This window comes from Saccharopolyspora taberi, assembly GCF_039534165.1.
GTDB lineage: Bacteria > Actinomycetota > Actinomycetes > Mycobacteriales > Pseudonocardiaceae > Saccharopolyspora_D > Saccharopolyspora_D taberi.
The window spans coordinates 461976-479573 of sequence record NZ_BAAAUX010000011.1; the positions used below are offsets into that span (position 1 = coordinate 461976).

The window sequence follows — 17598 nt, forward strand, 5'->3', positions numbered from 1 at the left end:
CCGATGTCGAAGGGCCGGCTGCGGCTCTCCCTGCTCGGCCTGCTGCTGGTGCCGCTGGCCATCGCGGGACTGCTCACCTGGTCGCTGGGCGATCCCGGCGACCGGTTGAAGGACGTCAAGGCCGCGATCGTCAACGAGGACGAGCCCGTGGAGATCAACGGACAGCTCACCCCACTGGGGCGGCAGCTGTCCGCGAAGCTGGCGGGAGGCGAGATCAGGAGCAACTACCACTGGGAGTTCGCCACCCGGCAGACCGCCGAGGAGGGCCTGCGCGACGGCACGTACGCGGCGGTGGTGACGATCCCGGAGAACTTCTCGGCGGCGGCCACCTCCTTCTCCGGCGACCCGGCCCGGGCCCAGCGCGCGACGATCGACGTCAGCACCGGCGACCGCGGCAGGCTGGCGGACGAGGCGATCAGCCGGATGGTGACCTCCACCGCGGCGAGCCTGCTCGGCCGGCAGCTGACCACGACCTACCTGGACAACGTCTACGTCGGGTTCAACACCCTCGGCGACAAGCTCGGCGACGCCTCCGAAGGCGCCACCTCGCTGGCCGACGGCGCCAAGCAGCTCGCGGGCGGTACCGGGAAGCTCGCCGACGGGGCCAACGAGCTGGCGGCGGGCTCACGCTCGCTGGCCGACGGGATGGGCAAGCTCGACGACGGCGCGGCGCAGCTTTCGCAGGGCACGAGCGGACTCTCGGACGGGCTCGGGCAGCTCCGGCAGCAGACCGGCCAGCTGCCGCAGCAGGTCGGCAAGCTCGCCGAGGTCTCGGCCCAGGAGGCGCAGGGCGTGCAGCAGCTCGACGACGGCCTCGCGGGGATGTCGCAGAAACTCGCCGAGATGTCCAAGCAGTGCCCGCCCGGGGTCATCAAGATGTGCAACGATCTCGCGATCCAGGCCGCCACCGCGCAGGCGCTCAGCGACGGCGCCGGGCAGGTCCGGCAGGCCAGCCAGGGGGTTTCCGGCGGCCTCGGGCAGCTCGCGGGCGGCATGCCCGCGCTCAGCGGTGGGATCGACCAGCTCGCCGGCGGGGCCACCCAGCTCGACGGCGGCGCCCAGCAGCTCGCGGGCGGGATCTCGCAGACCCGCGGTGGTGCCGACAAGCTGGCGGACGGCGCCGAACAGCTCGCGGGCGGCGTGCGCGGGGTGGCCGACGGGGCCCGCGAGCTCGGCAACGGTTCCGGGCAGCTCGCCGACGGCCTCGGCCAGGCGGTCGAGCAGCTGCCCAAGTACCCGGACGCCGACCGGAACAAGCTGGCGGAGGCGGTGGCCAGCCCGGTCGAGACCGCCGACGGCAGCGCGCTCGGCTTCGGAACGTCCGGCCCCTCGATGTACGCGGTCCTCGCGCTGTGGATCGGCGCGCTGGTGACGTTCCTGGTGCTGCGCCCGGTGCCGGCCAACGTCCTCGAATCGACCCGCTCGTCGTTCCGGCTGGCACTGCGCCAGTTCCGGCTGCCCGCGGTGCTCGGCATCGCCCAGGGCGTGCTGGTGAGCGCGATCGTCGGCGTCTCCGGCGGCCTCTCGGCCGGCCAGTGGCTCGCCTGCGCCGGGCTGCTGGCGTTGACCGCAGTGGCCTTCACCGCCGTGAACCAGGCGCTCGCGGCGGCGCTGGGCGGCATCGGCCGGTTCGCGGCGATGCTGGTGGGCGTGGTGCTGCTGGCCAACGGGTTCATCGCCGCGGTACCGGCGGCGCTGGGACGGATCTCGGCGGCCCTGCCGACCGGCCCGGCGCAGAACGCGCTCCAGGCGGTCATCAACGGGCTCAACCCCGGCGGCTGGGCGCTCGCGCTGCTGGTCGTGTGGGCGCTGAGCGGGCTGCTGGTCACCCACCTGGCGATCGAACGCCGCCGCACCGTGCGGGCGTCCCGCTTCCGGCCGGTGCTTGGCGCGCGGCGGGTGCCGGTGTGATCGGCGTCCACTTCGGACAGATCGGGCCGCTCAGGCGTCGGTGACCGGCCCGGGCAGCATCTGGGCGATCGAGGGCAAGCAGGGCCGGTGCGGCTTGAGCTGCCGGGAGCCGTGGGCGGGGTCGACCCCGGCAGCGGTTCCGCGGCCTTCATCGCCGGACCGGACTCCACCCCGCTGTCGCCGAACGCTTCGGACGGCCGCGTCGGCGATGCCGAGCCCGGTCAGCGTGACAGCTGAGGACTCCGGGTCAGCCCGTGCAGCGCCTCGACCAGCGGAGCCAGCTCCGGGGTCTGCTCCGCCGCGGCGAGCGCGGTTTCCAACGCCGCGTCGTGAGTCGGACGCGCCCGCTCCAGCAGGGCCCGGCCCGCAGCGGTGAGCTCGGTGTAGATCCCCCGTCGGTCGTCCTTGCACAGGACGCGGGTCAGCAGATCGCGGTCCTCCAGCCTGCTGACCAGCCGGGTCGTCGCGCTGCCGCTGAGCGCCGTGGCGCGGGCGAGCTGCTGCATGCGCATGTGCCAGCCGTCCTGGCGGCCGAGCGCGTCGAGAACCGTGTACTCGACGACCGACAGGCCGTGCTCGGCCTGGAGCGCCTTCTCCAGCGCGGCTTCGAGCACCCCGTGCAGCGCGGCGAGCGTGCGCCAGCCGTGGGCGCGCACTTCGACAGCATCGTCGGCGATTCCCACGAGCACCTCCTGCCAGTTGACCTACCACACCGACGTTACCAGCTTGCACGCATATGACGCGCGTGCAACTATCTCGCAGATCACAATACCTGCCAATTGAGTTAGACCGCGTGTGCAACTATTGTCGACGCCTGTAGAACTCAGACGCAGTCAGACAGGAAGGCCCGCACATGCCTCTCGCGCTCCTGGCCCTCGCCATCGGCGCCTTCGGTATCGGCACCACCGAGTTCGTGATCATGGGGGTGCTCCCGCAGGTCGCAGGTGAGTTCGACGTCAGCATCCCGGCCGCGGGCTGGCTGGTGTCGGGCTACGCGCTCGGCGTCGTCGTCGGCGCACCGATCCTCACGGTCCTGGGCACCAAGGTGTCCCGCAAGAAGATGCTGCTGTTCCTGATGGGCGTCTTCATCGTCGGCAACCTGCTCTCCGCCGCCGCTCCCACCTTCGCCGTCATGCTCGTCGGCCGGATCGTCGCCTCGTTCGCGCACGGCGCGTTCTTCGGCATCGGGTCCGTGGTCGCCGCCAGCCTGGTCGCGCCCGCGAAGAAGGCTTCGGCCATCTCGCTGATGTTCACGGGGCTGACCGTCGCCAACATCATCGGTGTCCCCGGAGGCACCTACGTCGGGCAGGCCGCGGGCTGGCGGGTCACCTTCGGCATCGTCGCCGTGCTCGGCCTGATCGGGTTCCTCGGCGTCGCCGCGCTCGTCCCCGAGCAGGGCAGGCCCGAGGCCGCGAGGATCCGCACCGAGTTCGCCGCGTTCCGCAACGTGCAGGTCTGGCTCGCGATGGCGATGACGGTCCTGGGCTTCGGCGGCGTGTTCGCCGCGATCACCTACATCGCGCCGATGATGACCGACGTCGCCGGCTACACCGAGGGCGGCGTGACCTGGCTGCTCGTGCTGTTCGGCATCGGCATGTTCCTGGGCAACCTGCTCGGCGGCAGGTTCGCCGACCGGGCTCTGATGCCCATGCTGTTCGTCGCGCTCGCCGCGCTCGCGGGCGTCCTGCTGCTGTTCACGGTGACGGCGCACAGCCAGCTGCTCGCCGCGATCACCCTGCCGGCCATCGGTGCCCTGGGCTTCGCCACCGTGCCCCCGCTGCAGAAGTGGATCATGGACCAGGCGCCCACCGCCCCGACCCTCGCCTCGGCCGCCAACATCGGCGCCTTCAACCTCGGCAACGCCCTCTCGGCGTGGCTCGGCGGCGTCGTGATCGCCGCCGGGTTCGGCTACACCTCGCCCAACTGGGTCGGCGCCCTGCTCGCGGGCACCGCGCTGCTGCTGTCGTTCCTCGCCGCCTTCCTCGACCGCCGCACCCGCGCGGCCGAGCCCGGCGCGGCACCCGTCCCCGCCGAGCCGGTCGCGGCGCAGCACTGAGCCGGGTGCGCCATCGCCGAGGACGTCGCAGCACTCGGCGAGACCGTCCCGGCGGAGTTCTGGACGGGGCTGCGCGAGGACGCGCTAATCTCCCCCGGGACGGATCTCGCCCAGGGCTGCGTCAGCGGGTGGGCAGCCCTCAGCGCAGCGGGTCGTAGGCCGCCAGGTCGATCCCCGGGTCGGCCTGGCGGGCCAACCGAGCGGCGACCGAACCCGCGTACGGGCCGATCGTCAGACCGGACGCCCCCAGGCCGTTGACCACCACCATCCCGGCGACCTGCGGAACCGGGCCGAGCAGCGGCCGGACGTCAGGCCCCATCGGGCGGAACCCGATGCGGGTCTCCACGTGCGTGGCGCCCGCCAGCCCGGGTGCCACCGACAGAGCTTCGCCGAGCACCTCCGCCATCCCGGCCGCGGTCACCCGGTGGTCGAAACCGGCGCCGTCCTCGCGGGTCGCGCCGACCACGACCCGCGAGTCGTCGAAGGCCAGGAGGTAGTGCCGCGACCGCGGCAGAACGACCGGCCAGCCCGCGGTTTCCACGCCCGGCAGCCGCAGATGCACGATCTGGCCGCGCTGCGGCACGACCCGCACCTGGACGTCGATCGGTTCGAGCAGCTGCGGCGACCAGGCACCGGCCGCCGCGACCACGGCGTCCGCCCCGATGAAAACGTCGTCGACCCGCACTCCGCGAACCGCGCTGTCGGCGACGATCTCGGCCGCGCCGTTGACGATCCGAGCACCGCGCCGGACCGCGGCGCGCCGCATCGCGTCACGGACCGCGCGGCCGTCCAGGCGTGCGGCTCCCGGAATGTGGATCGCCGGGCCGTCATGCCCGAGCGGCGGGAAGACCTCGCGGGCACGGCGAGCGCTGATCAACTCCACCTCGCCCGCCATCGGAGACTCCGCGGCGCGCTCGGCCACGCGCCGCAGCTCGTCCTCCGCCTCGGCTTCGGAGACCAGCCGCAGCGCGCCGACCTTCCGATAGCCGAACCCGGTCTCCCCATCGGCGGCCAACGCCGCCAGCAGGCCCCGGTAGTGCTCCGTCCCGGCGACGGCGATCCGGTACCAGTCCGGATCGTCCGTTCTGGACGACCACGGGCAGATGATGCCCGCCCCGGCCGACGTCGCCCGGCCCGGGATCGGCGAGTCCACCAGGACCACTTCGGCCCCGGCCCGGGCCAGCTCGTAACCGGCTGCCGCACCGGCGATGCCGCTACCGACGACCACCACCCGCATCTTCCGCTCCTCCTGGTTCGACCGACTCCTCCACACCACCAATACGCGTCGGAGTCTCCCCCGAGCAGATGTGGTGGTCCCCGCAGGTGGTGATCGACAGGTGGGTCATCGGCTCTCCGGCGTTGGCCAGGTGCCGATGCATGGTCGGATTCGGTGGGTGTCGGCGTGCAGGCCGGAACGGGTGGCTTCGCGGTATCCGGACAGGAGCGGGATACCGGTCGCATCCGTGGGTGGACACCCCCGTCGTTTCTCGCGACTGCGGCCAGCGACGCCTCCAGCTCACGGCGGCAGTCGCACGGCTGGCTGCCGAAACGTCACCGGCGACGCATTCGACGTGCATCGCCACGAACGGCAGCCCGGACGACGACGGGGCAGCAGCGCGACGTGTTCGGTTCCGGTGACCTCGTCGCGGAACCCCACGGCGTCGAAGTCCCGGACGGGATCGGCAACGCCGCCCGCGTACCCCCTCCGGTGCCGGGCGGAAAGTGGCGTCCCAGTCGGCGATCGGATGGCCGAGCAACCAGTAGCGCTCGACGTGGGTGAGGTGCTTGACGAGTCCGAGCAGGTTCGTCCCCGACGCCACGCCGGGCGTGCGGACCTGCGGTTCGGGGACGCCGTGCGTCTTGGCGATCACCGAGTCCCGCAAGTAGTCGAGGAAGCCCAGAAGCACTTGCTTCTCTCCCGGGCCGGTCTTGGGCGGACCGGGGTCGCGCCGATGTGTCTGGGGCATGGTCGTCCTCTCAGGCTGTCGTGCGGCGGATGACGAGCACGTTGTCGATGACCGTCGCGGTCTGCCCACCCGGACCCGTCGCCTCCCGCCTGGGCATGTCCGCGCGCTCGACCCGCCACCGGGCGTCCAGGGCCAGTTCGGCGAACACCTCGTCCGGCGTCGGGTAGTGGCTCTGGGCGCTCCAGGACCAGGGCGCCGCGGAACCGTGGTCGACGATCACGAGCCGCCCGCCGGGACGCAGCGCGTGCGCGGCGGTGCGCAGAACCCTGGCCCGGGGCAACGCGAACGGCGTGTGGAAGTACTGGGCGGACACCAGGTCGAAGCTGCCCTCCGGAAAATCCTCGGCCAAATCAACACATACCACCGACATCGCAGTGTGCAGACCACGTTCCTGGGCGTTCTCGGCGAGACGGCGCACTGCGTTGGCGGAAATGTCGACCGCCGTCACCCGCCACCCGCGCCCGGCCAGCCAGAGCGCGTCACCGCCGGCTCCGCAGCCCAGGTCCAGGGCGGTGCCCGGGGTGAGCTTCCCGGCGATCTCGGCCAGCACGGGGTTCGCCCGGCTGGTCTGGGCGGGCCGGGGCACGCGGTACTGCTCGTCCCAGAAGCTGGCGGCGTCGCGGGTGGATTCCATTGTCGATTTCTCCCTCGTGCCGGTCGTTGGTGCGGCAACCACACTCACCCGCAACCGCCACCGATTGCACGAAAACTTGCCGAACCGGCAAGACTGAAGGCATGAGCGAGAACATCGAGGATGTGCTGGACGCGGTCGGCCCGCGACTGCGTGCACTGCGCAGGCAACGTGGCCTCACCCTGGCCGAACTGGCAGCGAGGACGGGGATCTCGGAGAGCACCCTGTCCCGCCTGGAAAGCGGCCAGCGGCGGGCGAACCTCGAACTGCTCCTGCCGCTGGCCCGCGCCCACGACGTCCCGCTCGACGACCTCGTCGGCGCCCCTCGCACCGGCGACCCGCGAATCCACCTGCATCCGATCCACCGCCACGGCATGACCTTCATCCCGCTCACCCGCAGACCCGGCGGTGTGCACGCGTACAAGATGCTCATCCCCAGCCACAACCAGCCGACCGAACCGACGCCGCAGACCCACAGCGGCTACGAGTGGCTCTACGTCCTCAACGGGCGGCTACGGCTGGTCCTGGGCGAGCGCGACCTGACTCTGCCGCCGGGCGAGGCCGCCGAGTTCGACACCACGCAGCCGCACTGGCTGGGTTCGGCTGACGGACACGCGGTGGAGCTGCTCATTCTGTTCGGCGTGCAGGGCGAACGCGTCCACGTCCAGCCCCGGACGCCAGGGCGCGCCTAGGTCTTTTGGCCGTGCCACTTCTCCATGTGCGTGGCGTGCGTGTGCAGATAGGCGCCGGGCTTGAAGAAGTGGTCGTAGAAATCGAGATCGAGATGGTGCGCCTGGACGTAGTTCAGGATGAACACCGTCGGCACCGTCCCGGGGAACTTGCCGAACGTATCCAGCACGTACTGAGCCTGAAGACCCACGCACGCTTTGAACGCCTCGTCATGAACCTGGGCGCTCCCCCGGAATCCCGGGCTGTCGCTCCACGCGCCCGGCGTGTCGCGGTGAAACGGCCCGCCAGGACCGAACTTCCGTTCCGCGAACGCCTCGACCGCAGCTCGCATATCGGAATAGTGCGGCGGACAGTACGCCTCGAAAACCCCTTCCCGGCCAGTGGGGTTGGGAGTAGACCAACGCTCGTCCTCGTCGTAGCGGAACCCGAGGCCAGGCACATCAGGATTGCCCGAAGCGCCGAGCATCGAAAAACGATCGATCCCGTCGAACATCCAACCGCCGAGCCCCATCGCCTGCAACATCAGCACACCCGCGTAACAGGCGGTAGCAAGCTCCGCAGTGGCCTCGGTCAACGCGTACTGCTCGGCGAAGGTCAGCGGATACGGCTCCTCGACATCGACCAGCCCGCTGAACTCGTCCAGCCCAGGCAGCTTCCGGTGGTTGACGTCGTCGTAGATCGCATAACCGTTCTGCGCGAGGAAACACAGGACGGCAAGCAGGTGCTGGGCCAGATCCGCCACCGGAATGACCAGCAACGAGCCAGGAACGTTGACGCACCACGTGTTGTGTCCCTCGAGATAAGGCTCCTCCGCAGGCAAATAGAGCCTTCCGGCCGAGAGCCGACGCACCTGATCACGGTGACGCTCAACCATCAGCTCCGGCGTGACCTCCTCGGCCGCCGGATCGACTAGCGCACCAGCGTCACGGGTCGGGAAGAAGTACAGACCCGAGTCGTCGGTGAAGAACAGCTCAGCGGTGTGAAACCCAGCCGCGGAAGGGAAAGTACGCCCCGCCGCCCCGCCCGCGTAGTTCGACACATGCGGTGCGTACCGAGCGTGCCGGATGATCGAGTAATGCCAACCCGTCGTCCCACCCATCGCACTCAGCACAAGCATCCGCTCCAACTCCGTCAACGACAGCGGCTCATGCCTGGACCGGTAAGCCAGCGGCCCATCAGGGATCTCGTCCCCCAAGGCGAAGCGCCGCGAACGACGCCCGAACAGCGCCTCCACCAGCGGGAACGCCGCGAGTTCCTCGAACACCCCAGCGGCAGTCGTCTGCTCGAAACTCATCACGCCCCCTCGGCACTCGTGCGAACCTGCCTCCATCGTCAACCCGCGACCGGCCGCCGCAACACAAAACCTGCCTCACGCACGGTCGCGCGGCGCGGCCGTGGAGCGGTTCCGAGGTCTCCCGGTTCGGCGCCTCCGCCGTGATGGTGATCGCGTCCGAGGCCGAGCAGGAAATCACCACGTCGGTCTGCCGCCGGTGATTGGAGACCAGGTTCATCCCGCCTCACGTCGAATGCGTCTCGTGGGTGGGGCGTGCCCCTCGGGGCGCCGGATCCGTCGCGTCGGCGTGTCCGGCAGTCGCCGGGCGTCGATCAGTTTCAACCCCGCGAACCGGCCCGTGATGCCGCGGTGATCTCGGGTGCTGATCACGCCCCACACGTGCGCGGTGCACCAGACCAAGGTGACCGGCAGCCACAGCGTGGCCAGTCCCACCAGGCTGAGCAGGGCCTGCGCGAGTCCCAGACCACCGACGCCTGCCAGCCACCGGCGCAGCACCCGCAGCGGTCCCGGCCGCCGCGAGGCCGGGGCGATCGACCGCAGCTGCACCGCGTGCTGGCCCGGGCTGCTGCCGGCGATCAGCATCACGACCAGCAGCAGCACGGCCGGCGCGAACCACTCCGTGAAGGGCTCCAGCCACCACACGAAGCCGACCCCCGCGGCCCGCAGCACCACGTCGGCGACCCGCAGCGCGATGGTGCCGAGCCACCACAACAGCAGGAGATCGCAGCACATCCCGGTCAACCGGCGGAACCGCGTGACCGGCCGCGGCACCGTGGGCCGCGTCCCACCGCGACGGACCGGCAGCAACCGCAGCGCCGGGTTGACCAGCCGGCCGATCGCCGCTCCCGCGGTGTTCGCGATCAGGTCGTCGACGTCGAACAGCCGGTACGGGCACGGGTAGTAGAACCACACGCCGGTGAGCTGGGTCAGCTCGATCACCAGCGAGGTGCCGAACCCGCACAGCAGCACGCCGCGCATGCGCAGCCCGAACATCCGCCGGAGCAGCACGCCCAGCGGGACGAACAGCACGATGTTCAGCCCGAACTGCAGGATCGGGTCCTGGGCCAGCAGCGCGGAGAGCTCCGGCCAGGTGCGGGGCATCTGGAACCCGTCCAGGCCGGCGAACGGCACCCACTGCGGTCGCAGGCCCCCGTAGATCCGGCAGAACCCCGGGGTGACCGCTGGCAGCGGGGTCAGCACGTAGGCGACCAGCGCGCACAGGTAGAGCAGCGCCGAGAACCGCAGCACAGCGGTCCAGGCGCCGAGTTCACCGCGCTTGCGGTATTCCCGCGCGACGAACGGAACGAACAACAGCACGGCGAGAATGGCCGCGTAGAGCATCGCGAAGAGAGCAGGCAGTACCCGGCTGCTCACCTGATCCTCCAGGTGGTGGTCGAGGTGACGGATGTCCTCTGGATAGAGGGCCGGGTACTCCGTCGGGGTTCATCGTTATCCGCCGAAGAACGATCGGCGGTGCTTGCCGGTCCGCGCGGTGCGCGCGGGCGGGATCGTCAGTGCGAGCTTCCTCCCTGCCGTGCTTCTGTGATCACCGAGCCCTCAGCGTAGAAGTCCGCCAACCGTCCACGCCGCCGAGCCCACCGACGCTGCGATCTTGGCCCGCACCTTTACCGGAGTTGCCAAGCCCCGGTCGATGGTGTGGTGATGTAGTGCTCGGGGGCGGCGAAACCTCGGCGGTGGAAGGCTTGCCGCACGGCGGTTGCGCATGCCTGGGCCGATTCCGACGTGGTCAGGGCGATGACGCAGCCGCCGAATCCGCCACCGGTCATGCGCGCGCCGAGCGCACCGGCTTCGAGTGCGGTGTCAACGGCGACGTCAAGCTCCGGAGTGGTGACCTCGTAATCGTCTCGTAGGGAGACGTGCGAAGCGGTGAGCAGCCGCCCGATGTAGTTGACCGCGTCCCCCCGGAGCAGCCGCACGGTGTCGAGGACGCGGTTGTTCTCGGTGACGACGTGGCGGACACGTCGGCGCATCACCTCGTGGGGCAGCTGGTCGAGCGCGTCGCCGAGCTGGCCGGGGCTGATGTCGCGCAGGGCTCGCACGCCGAGCCGGCGTGCGGCCTGCTCGCAGGTCCGCCGTCTCCGGGCATATTCTCCGTCGACGAGCTGGTGCTGCGTGCGCGTGTTGATCAGGAGCAGTACGAGGCCCTGCGCGGCGAGGTCGAGTGGGACGTGCTCGACGTGCAGGGTTCGGGTGTCGAGGAACAGCGCGTGATCGGCTTTGGTGAGCAGGGATGCCGACTGGTCGAGGATTCCGCAGGGCATTCCGACGAAGTCGTTCTCCGCGCGCTGCGCCAGCCGCGCGACGTCCGGCCTGGCGAGGAGGATGCCGTGCAGGTGCGTCACGGCGAGCGCGGTCGCGCAGGAGAGAGCGGCCGAGGAGGACAGCCCGGCGCCGACGGGAACGGTGCCGTCGACGAGCAGGTCGAGCCCGCCGACCTCGTAGCCGGCTTCCCGCAGCGCCCAGACGACCCCGGCGGGATGCGCGGCCCAGCCCGCCAGCATCCCCGGCTCGAGCTTCTCGACGTGGGTTTCGACCCGGTCGTGCGCCTGAAGGGACACGAACCTGAGCACGCCGTCGTCCCTGGGCGCGGCCGCGGCGGAGATCGTGTGGGGCAGCGCGACGGGAAGCACGAAACCGTCGTTGTAGTCGGTGTGCTCGCCGATGAGGTTGATGCGTCCGGGCGCGGCCCAGACGGTGTCGGCGTGGCGGTCGAAGGCGCGCCGGAAAGCCGCGTCGACGGGGCTCATTCGCTGCTCCTCAGGTCGGTCGGGACTCATGCTCCGGCCTCCAGCTCCGGGACGTCCGGAACTAGCCGAGGTCGGGTTCGGCGCGGAGTTCGATCGATTCACCGGGTTGGTTCAGTTCGAGCGCGATCAGCTCGTTGTCGCCTTCGCGCCACAGCGGCGCGGGCGCGTACAAGGTGCGCTGCGGCCCGATGTGCCAGTACCTCCCGAGCAGGAAACCGTTGAGCCACAGCGCTCCCTTGTTCCAGCCCGGCAGCTCGAGGAAGCCGTCGGCGGGCGCATCGATCCGCAGGGTGGCGCGGTGGAACGCCGGACCGCTCGCGCCGGGTTCCGAGAACCGCAGCCCGCTCAGATCGTTCATGGGCAGCGGTCGGATCTCCCAACCGGACAACAGCTGCCCTCCGAGCCGGACATCGCCCCGGATTCCCTTGGTGTCGTTGATGAAATGGCCGAAGTTGATCCGCCCGCCCGTGCCCACGAGGATGTCCAGGCGTGCCGATTCTCCGGTCACCTCGATTTCCACGCCCTGGTCCGGCTGGTTGCGATCGAGCTCTCCCTTCCGCTCGCCGTCGAGGAACACCCAGGCGCGATCGCCGAGTTGGGAGATGGTGAGCGTGTTCTTCCCCAGCGGTCCCTGGACCGAGGTGCGGTAGTGGATCAGACCCTGTGCCTGGCCGACCTGCTCCATCGGCACCGGGGTGTCCCTGGTGACCGGCTTGGTGAGCCGGTCGAGCGAGTCGAGCAACCCCACGCTGGCCGTCGGCCGTGCCGACTGCGGAGCCAGCCGCGCGGGCGGCTCGGGAAGGGGTTCGTCCGGGAGCGTGGTGTAGCGGCCGATGACTTCGCGGATCTTGTGGAACTTCTCGGTCAGGTCTCCGGCCTCGCTGACCGGTGCGTCGTAGTCGTAGCTGGTGATCGTGGGCTGGTACTGCTTGGTCGCTTCGTCGTAGTTGGCGCCGCTCCACCACTCGAAGTTCGTGCTTCCCGCGGCCATGTAGAGGTTGATCGAGGCCCCGGCCGCGAGCATCTTGTCCACGTTCGCCGCGTCCTGCGCCGGATCCGTGGTGTGGTGCTGCTCGCCCCAGTGGTCGAACCAGCCATCCCAGTACTCGGTGCACCACAACGGGCCCTCGGGCTGGTACTTGCGCAGTGTCTCGAATGGTCCTGTCGGGTCCCCGGCGAAGTTGACGGTTGCCAGCGTGCCCGGCAGGTTCCCGTCACGCAGCGCGGCTTCGGAAGCGCCGTTGCAGCAGAACAGCAGGCTGTCGATGTCGTTCGCGCGCAGCTGGTCGGCCAGGTGTTGCAGGTACGCGGTGTCGTTGCCGTAGCTGCCGTACTCGTTTTCCACCTGGACCGCGATCACCGGCCCACCGCGGGTCGCCTGCAGCGGCGCGACGCGCGGCAGCAGCTGAGCGAACCACGTGTCGACGGCCTCCAGGTAGGTCGGATCGCTCGACCGCAGTGCTTGGTCCGGATTTTCCAGCAGCCAGGCGGGGAAACCGCCGAACTCCCACTCCGCGCAGACGTACGGGCCGGGGCGGAAGACCACCTTCAGGCCCAGTTCGCCCGCGATCTCGATGAACCGGACGAAGTCCCGCCAGCCCGAGAAGTCGACCTCGCCGCGCTCCTGCTCGTGGAAGTTCCAGGCCACGTAGGTCTCGACCGTGTTCAGGCCGAGCATGCGCATCCGGTTCAGCCGGTCCCGCCACAGATCGGGATGAATGCGGAAGTAGTGGATACCACCAGAGATGATCTGGAAAGGCTTGCCGTCCAACAGGAATCGGTCGCCGTCCACGGTCAGTCCACCGGGTGCGGCGGCCTCGGCGACCACCATGCGTCCCGGCCCGCCCAGCATCGCGGCGGACACCGTCACCGAGCCGGCCGCACCGAGGAACCGGCGCCTGCTCATCCCTTCCATTGTTCCTCCCGAGGAAGTCCACTGTGGAACCCCCGCCGCGGCCGCAGGGGCGCTGCCGCAGCGCGGTGTCGCGGACCCAGGTTCACGAGGCCAGGTCCGATTCGTTGATTCTTGTGTGGTTCTGTTCAGGTCTGTGCGCAGACGTTACAGCGATCTACGTCACATGGTCAAGATTGATTGCGTTTGATCCTGTGTACTTCTGTGTGGATTCAGGCGCGAGGTAAGATCAGCTCGTCCAGGACAGCGACCTCTTCCCCAGTGATATGATCTTGCACCCCGGAAGCCCGGAAGCCCGGAAGCCCGGAAGCCCGGAAGCCCGGAAGCCCGGAAGCCCGGAAGCCCGGAAGCCCGGAAGCCCGGAAGCCCGGAAGCCCGGAGATCGTTCTCGGTAGGCGAGGCTCGTGGTGGTCGTGCACCATGGCGTCGTGCGGCGGAGACCATCCGCGGTCGGCATGGGCCGTGATCGTCGAGGGCCACTGCGGCCCGTGTCGCCCGAGGAGCGGGTTCAGGGGACCTTCGACTGCGAGCGAACGGTCCTGGTCGTCGCGCGCACGGTGACCGCGACGGGTCGGTTGCTTGAAGCACTGCGGCTGTTCCGCAACGACTTCCGGGTCAAGCCCGTGTTCACGGTCAACGAAACCTCCCCGTACAGCTCGGGTGCGCGTGCTCTCCTGGAGAAGGCCGGTGTCGAGGAGATCGTCCCGTGGAACCAGGTGGGCAACCTCGACTACGCCTTGGCGCTGTCGGCGAGCGAGAACGTCGACTTCGGACAGCTGCGCGGAACCACGGTGGTCCTCCCGCACGGCATCGGCTTCAACAAATGGGTACCTGACCCCTCAACGGGCGGGACGCGCCTGGCCGGCCTCCCCCGCGCCGACGCGCTGCGCAGCGGCCGCGTACTCCTGGTCCTGAGCCACCCGGCGCAAGCGCGACAGCTGGAAGCGGCGTCTCCCGAGGTCGTCGGGCGTACCGCGGTGACTGGCGATCCGACCTTCGACCAGTTGCGGGCAAGCCTGCCGTTTCGCGAGCGGTACCGGCGCAGGCTCGGTCTCGACCGGCGGAAGCTCGTGCTGCTGAGCTCGACCTGGCGGGGCGAATCCGAGCTGGGGCGCTGGCGGACGCTTCCGCTGGAGATGCTGGCGAGCCTGCCTGCCGACGAGTACGGCGTCGCGTTGGCGATCCATCCCAACGTGTGGTCGTGGTACGGGTCCAGAGTCGTCCGGAACTGGTTCAGCGACGCGCTGGACGCGGGGTTGCTGCTCGTTCCGCCGGATCGCGGATGGCATGCCGCGCTCGTCGCCGCGCACGCGGTCGTGGGCGATCACGGATCGGTCAGCCTGTACGCGGCGGCGTTGGGCAAGCCCTTGCTCCTGGCGGCCTTCGGTGAAGAACACGTTCCCGGTACCCCGATCGAGCAGCTGGGCCGCTCGGCTGATCATCTCGACCCGGAGGCGGGCCTCCGCGAACAGGTGGAGGCGAGCCTCGACCGCCACGACCCGGAACGGTTCACAGAGCTGACCCGGCAGGTGTTCGCGCATCCCGGTGAAGCGGAGACGCTGCTGCGAGACCTGCTCTACCGGGAGCTGAGGCTCGCACCACCGGCCGGGCCGATACCGATGATGCGACCGCCGGACATCGAGGAGCTGCCGCGGCAGGTGACCGCGTTCGACGCCTTCACCGAATTCACCGGCCCTGGCGAGCTGACCATCTGGAGGTACCCGGCCGCGGCGCGCCCGTACGACGATGGCGCTGTCCAGCCGACTCCCGGACATCCGAACGCGGTGCGGCACCTTGCTGTGGACGAGGACGAGTCGACGTTGCACCGGCCCCACCAGGCCGCGGTGTTCACCTGCCGCAAGCCCAGTTCTCACACCGAAGCACAGCGGTGGACGGATGAGGCTTTGCAGCTGCTGCCAGGGGCTCGCGTAGCGGGTGCGGCCACCCGGTCCGGGTGCATCGTGCGGGTCAGGAACGGTCCATGCCTGGAGGTGACGGCCGACAGAGCGGTGGACCCGATGCTGCTGGCTTCCGCCGTCTACGCGTGCGTACTCGAACGCGGGGCCGGAAACCGGCGCCTCACCGTGCGCTGTGGTGACACGTCCGCAGCAGTCCGGCTGGCAGTTGTCTCCCAGCCCTAGGCGGGGCCTCGTTCACCGACTGAGATCGTCAAGGGCCTCGCGCAGCTTGTCGACCCGGGGGCTGCCGAACCTGACATGGATCTCCAACGCACGGCGCAGCTGCTCCCGCTGCAGTTCCCGCTCACCACGTTGTCCGGCGACCGCGGCCAGATCCTCACGCGCCTGCGCCTCGTAGTAGTCGTCCTTTCCTTCGACCAGCTGGTCGATGGCCCGCTGCAGGAAAGCGACGGCCTTTTCCCCATCGCCCAGTGCGTGGTGGGTCAGACCGATCGCGGCCAGGGCCCGTCCCGCCATGCGATCGTCCGGCACGGCGCGGATGCGTTCCAGCGCGTTTTCCAACGTCGCCAGAGCTTCCCGCTGGTTTCCCCGAGCGAGTTGGCTGCGGCCGAGGAAGTACATCACGAACGCCGTCCCGCGGTCATCGGCCGAGGCCGCGAACAACTCCAGCGCGCGCTGGTAGGCCGACACCGCTTTCTCACGATGCGCCTCGGCGTCGCTGGTTCGGGCGTACTCGTCGTGAAGGCGGCCGACCAGTTCCCATACCGAGGCCAGCAAACGCGGGTTCCCTGATGCTTCAGCCCTCGGAAGAGCCTCGTCCAACGCGGCCCTGGCATCGCCCAAGCGCCCGAGATCGGTGTAGGCACGTGAGACGAAACTGCCCAGCCGAACCGCTGCCTGGGGCGCCTCGTCCAACCGAGCCGCCCAGACGCCGAGCCTGCTCGACTCGACCCAGTCCTCCAGATACCGGAGGTTGACAAACAGCGCGGTCATCGCTTCGGCAAGCTGCCATGACGTGCGGTACTCGTTCTCGTCGAGTGCGCTTCGCAGCACCGCCATCAGATTCGGACGTTCCTCGTCCAGCCATTCCAGCGCATCCTGCTTGGCAGCGTCCCCCGAGAACGGGCTGGGCTCGTCGCCAAGCACTTCCGGATGTTCGGTGATCCGGAGCCGACCAGGTCCCATCACCGCGAGGTCGGCGAACGCCGCTCGACGCAGGAAGTGCTCGGCCGTTCGCCCGAGCACGTCGCGGCGGCGCGGGTCGCCTTCGTTGTCGGCGCATCCTCGCGCGTGACGGCGGACCAGGCTGTGCATTCGGTAGCGCCCGGTGCCTTTGTCGATGACGAGGTTGGCCTCCACGAGCACGGCAAGCGCTCTGCGTTCCTCGGCCGGCGAACCATCGCCGAGGGCGATGACCAGATCCGAGTCGAAGTCGGTGCCCGGAAAGCAGCCGAGCGTCCGGTAAAGCCGCGCAGCCCGCGACGGAAGATCCCGGTAACACGCCGAAAGCACCGAAGACACCTGTGCGGCACCGGGGAATTCGAAGGGAGCCAGTCCGCTGTCCTCGGCAACCACCTCGGCCACCAGATCCGCGACGGCCAAGCTCGGGTGGCTGCGCAAACGCGCGGCAGCGACGCGCAACGCAACCGGCAAACCTCCGCACAACCCCGCCAGCTCGCGCATGGCTTCCGGCTCGTCCGCGCCCCGGTGCGGACCGCACAGCGCTCCCAGCAGCTCGACGCCGGACTCGTCGGACAGCGGCTCCACCGACACCACCGCCGCCTCGTCGAGCAGAAGTTCGCTCAGCTGCCGGTTGCTGGTGACCAGCACGGTGCTCCCTGCTGACGAGGGCACGAACGGCGCTACCTCCGCCGGCTCGGCCACGTCGTCGAGCACGACCACCATCGGACGAGTTCTCGTCCGCGTGCGGTACAGGTTCGACCGGGCCGCCAGCGTCGGCGGGATGACCTTCTCCTCGACACCGAGCGCACGCAGGCAGTCCGCCAGTCCGTCGTTGACCGCGGCGCCACCGCCCTCCCGCAACCTCGCGAAGTCGACGTAGAGCTCCCCACCCGGGTAAGCGCCGTCGGCCAAGGCGACAGCCCGCTGCACCACCGCCGTCTTGCCCACTCCCGGAAGGCCGGTGAACACCGCCACCCGCACCCGACCTGACTCCGGGTCGAGCAGCGTTCTGGTCTGGGACAACTCGCGCGCCCGGTTGACGAACTCACCCAACGGCACGGGTACCTCGTGCGGCACCGGATCCGCCTCCGAAGCAGGCCGGTGCGGCTGCTCCCCGAGGTAGACCTGGCCATCAAACCGGCCGATCTGGAACGCGGCACCGCTCACTGTCCCCGACAGGTCGTTGTGCACCCCCGGTGACTCGTTCTCACCGTTCCCACGTCCCAGACCGCTCATCCTCGCCCCCGATGCGCTCGCCTCACACCGTG

At 69.8% G+C, this 17598-nt stretch carries 14 protein-coding genes; 5 read left to right on the top strand and 9 right to left on the bottom strand.

Features of this window, described 5'->3' with window-relative positions; translation table 11 throughout:
• Positions 1-3: 3 nt before the first annotated feature.
• Both ABD691_RS11210 and ABD691_RS11215 read left to right on the top strand, forming a co-directional pair.
• A complete protein-coding gene (locus ABD691_RS11210) occupies positions 4-1911 on the top strand; it encodes a YhgE/Pip family protein (RefSeq protein ID WP_344679510.1) in 1908 nt (635 codons plus the stop codon).
• Positions 1912-1998: 87 nt separating this feature from the next.
• Positions 1999-2148: a hypothetical protein gene (locus tag ABD691_RS11215; protein WP_344679511.1), complete on the top strand. Its 150-nt coding sequence runs from the start codon at positions 1999-2001 to the stop codon at positions 2146-2148.
• Here ABD691_RS11215 and ABD691_RS11220 read toward each other — a convergent pair.
• A complete protein-coding gene (locus ABD691_RS11220; RefSeq protein ID WP_344679512.1) occupies positions 2133-2594 on the bottom strand; it encodes a MarR family winged helix-turn-helix transcriptional regulator in 462 nt (153 codons plus the stop codon). The genes ABD691_RS11215 and ABD691_RS11220 overlap by 16 nt on opposite strands.
• A gap of 170 nt (positions 2595-2764) precedes the next feature.
• Between ABD691_RS11220 and ABD691_RS11225 the strand changes: the two genes are divergently transcribed.
• Positions 2765-3967, top strand: a complete 1203-nt coding sequence (locus ABD691_RS11225) for an MFS transporter (protein ID WP_344679513.1) — start codon at positions 2765-2767, stop codon at positions 3965-3967.
• Positions 3968-4106: 139 nt separating this feature from the next.
• Here ABD691_RS11225 and ABD691_RS11230 read toward each other — a convergent pair whose 3' ends face one another.
• From ABD691_RS11230 to ABD691_RS11240, 3 genes are read right to left on the bottom strand one after another with little or no spacing between them, the layout of a single operon-like run.
• The gene (locus tag ABD691_RS11230) at positions 4107-5204 is read right to left on the bottom strand and encodes an NAD(P)/FAD-dependent oxidoreductase (protein WP_344679514.1); all 1098 of its coding nucleotides are present in this window, start codon (positions 5202-5204) and stop codon (positions 4107-4109) included.
• Entirely contained in the window at positions 5182-5934 is a 753-nt protein-coding gene (locus tag ABD691_RS33710) for a mycothiol transferase (RefSeq protein ID WP_425565039.1), read from the bottom strand. The genes ABD691_RS11230 and ABD691_RS33710 overlap by 23 nt, the downstream gene beginning before the upstream one ends.
• Positions 5935-5944: 10 nt before the next feature.
• Positions 5945-6568: a class I SAM-dependent methyltransferase gene (locus ABD691_RS11240; RefSeq protein ID WP_344679515.1), complete on the bottom strand. Its 624-nt coding sequence runs from the start codon at positions 6566-6568 to the stop codon at positions 5945-5947.
• Between the two features lie 101 nt (positions 6569-6669).
• Between ABD691_RS11240 and ABD691_RS11245 the strand changes: the two genes are divergently transcribed.
• Positions 6670-7257, top strand: a complete 588-nt coding sequence (locus tag ABD691_RS11245) for a helix-turn-helix domain-containing protein (RefSeq protein ID WP_344679516.1) — start codon at positions 6670-6672, stop codon at positions 7255-7257.
• On the opposite strand, the gene ABD691_RS11250 is transcribed toward ABD691_RS11245, so the two are convergent.
• From ABD691_RS11250 to ABD691_RS11265, 4 genes are all read right to left on the bottom strand, one after another.
• Positions 7254-8549, bottom strand: a complete 1296-nt coding sequence (locus ABD691_RS11250) for a hypothetical protein (protein WP_344679517.1) — start codon at positions 8547-8549, stop codon at positions 7254-7256. The two genes, ABD691_RS11245 and ABD691_RS11250, sit on opposite strands and share 4 nt — an antisense overlap.
• A gap of 213 nt (positions 8550-8762) precedes the next feature.
• A complete protein-coding gene (locus ABD691_RS11255) occupies positions 8763-9923 on the bottom strand; it encodes a VanZ family protein (protein WP_344679518.1) in 1161 nt (386 codons plus the stop codon).
• A 251-nt stretch (positions 9924-10174) separates the two neighbouring features.
• Positions 10175-11317, bottom strand: a complete 1143-nt coding sequence (gene galK / locus ABD691_RS11260; protein ID WP_344679519.1) for a galactokinase — start codon at positions 11315-11317, stop codon at positions 10175-10177.
• 61 nt (positions 11318-11378) lie between these two features.
• Entirely contained in the window at positions 11379-13223 is a 1845-nt protein-coding gene (locus tag ABD691_RS11265) for a glycoside hydrolase family 35 protein (protein ID WP_344679520.1), read from the bottom strand.
• A 494-nt stretch (positions 13224-13717) separates the two neighbouring features.
• Between ABD691_RS11265 and ABD691_RS11270 the strand changes: the two genes are divergently transcribed.
• Positions 13718-15370, top strand: coding sequence for a hypothetical protein (locus tag ABD691_RS11270; RefSeq protein ID WP_344679521.1), 1653 nt, complete (start codon positions 13718-13720; stop codon positions 15368-15370).
• A 12-nt stretch (positions 15371-15382) separates the two neighbouring features.
• Here ABD691_RS11270 and ABD691_RS11275 read toward each other — a convergent pair whose 3' ends face one another.
• Positions 15383-17521, bottom strand: coding sequence for an NB-ARC domain-containing protein (locus tag ABD691_RS11275; protein ID WP_344679522.1), 2139 nt, complete (start codon positions 17519-17521; stop codon positions 15383-15385).
• Positions 17522-17598 lie beyond the last annotated feature (77 nt).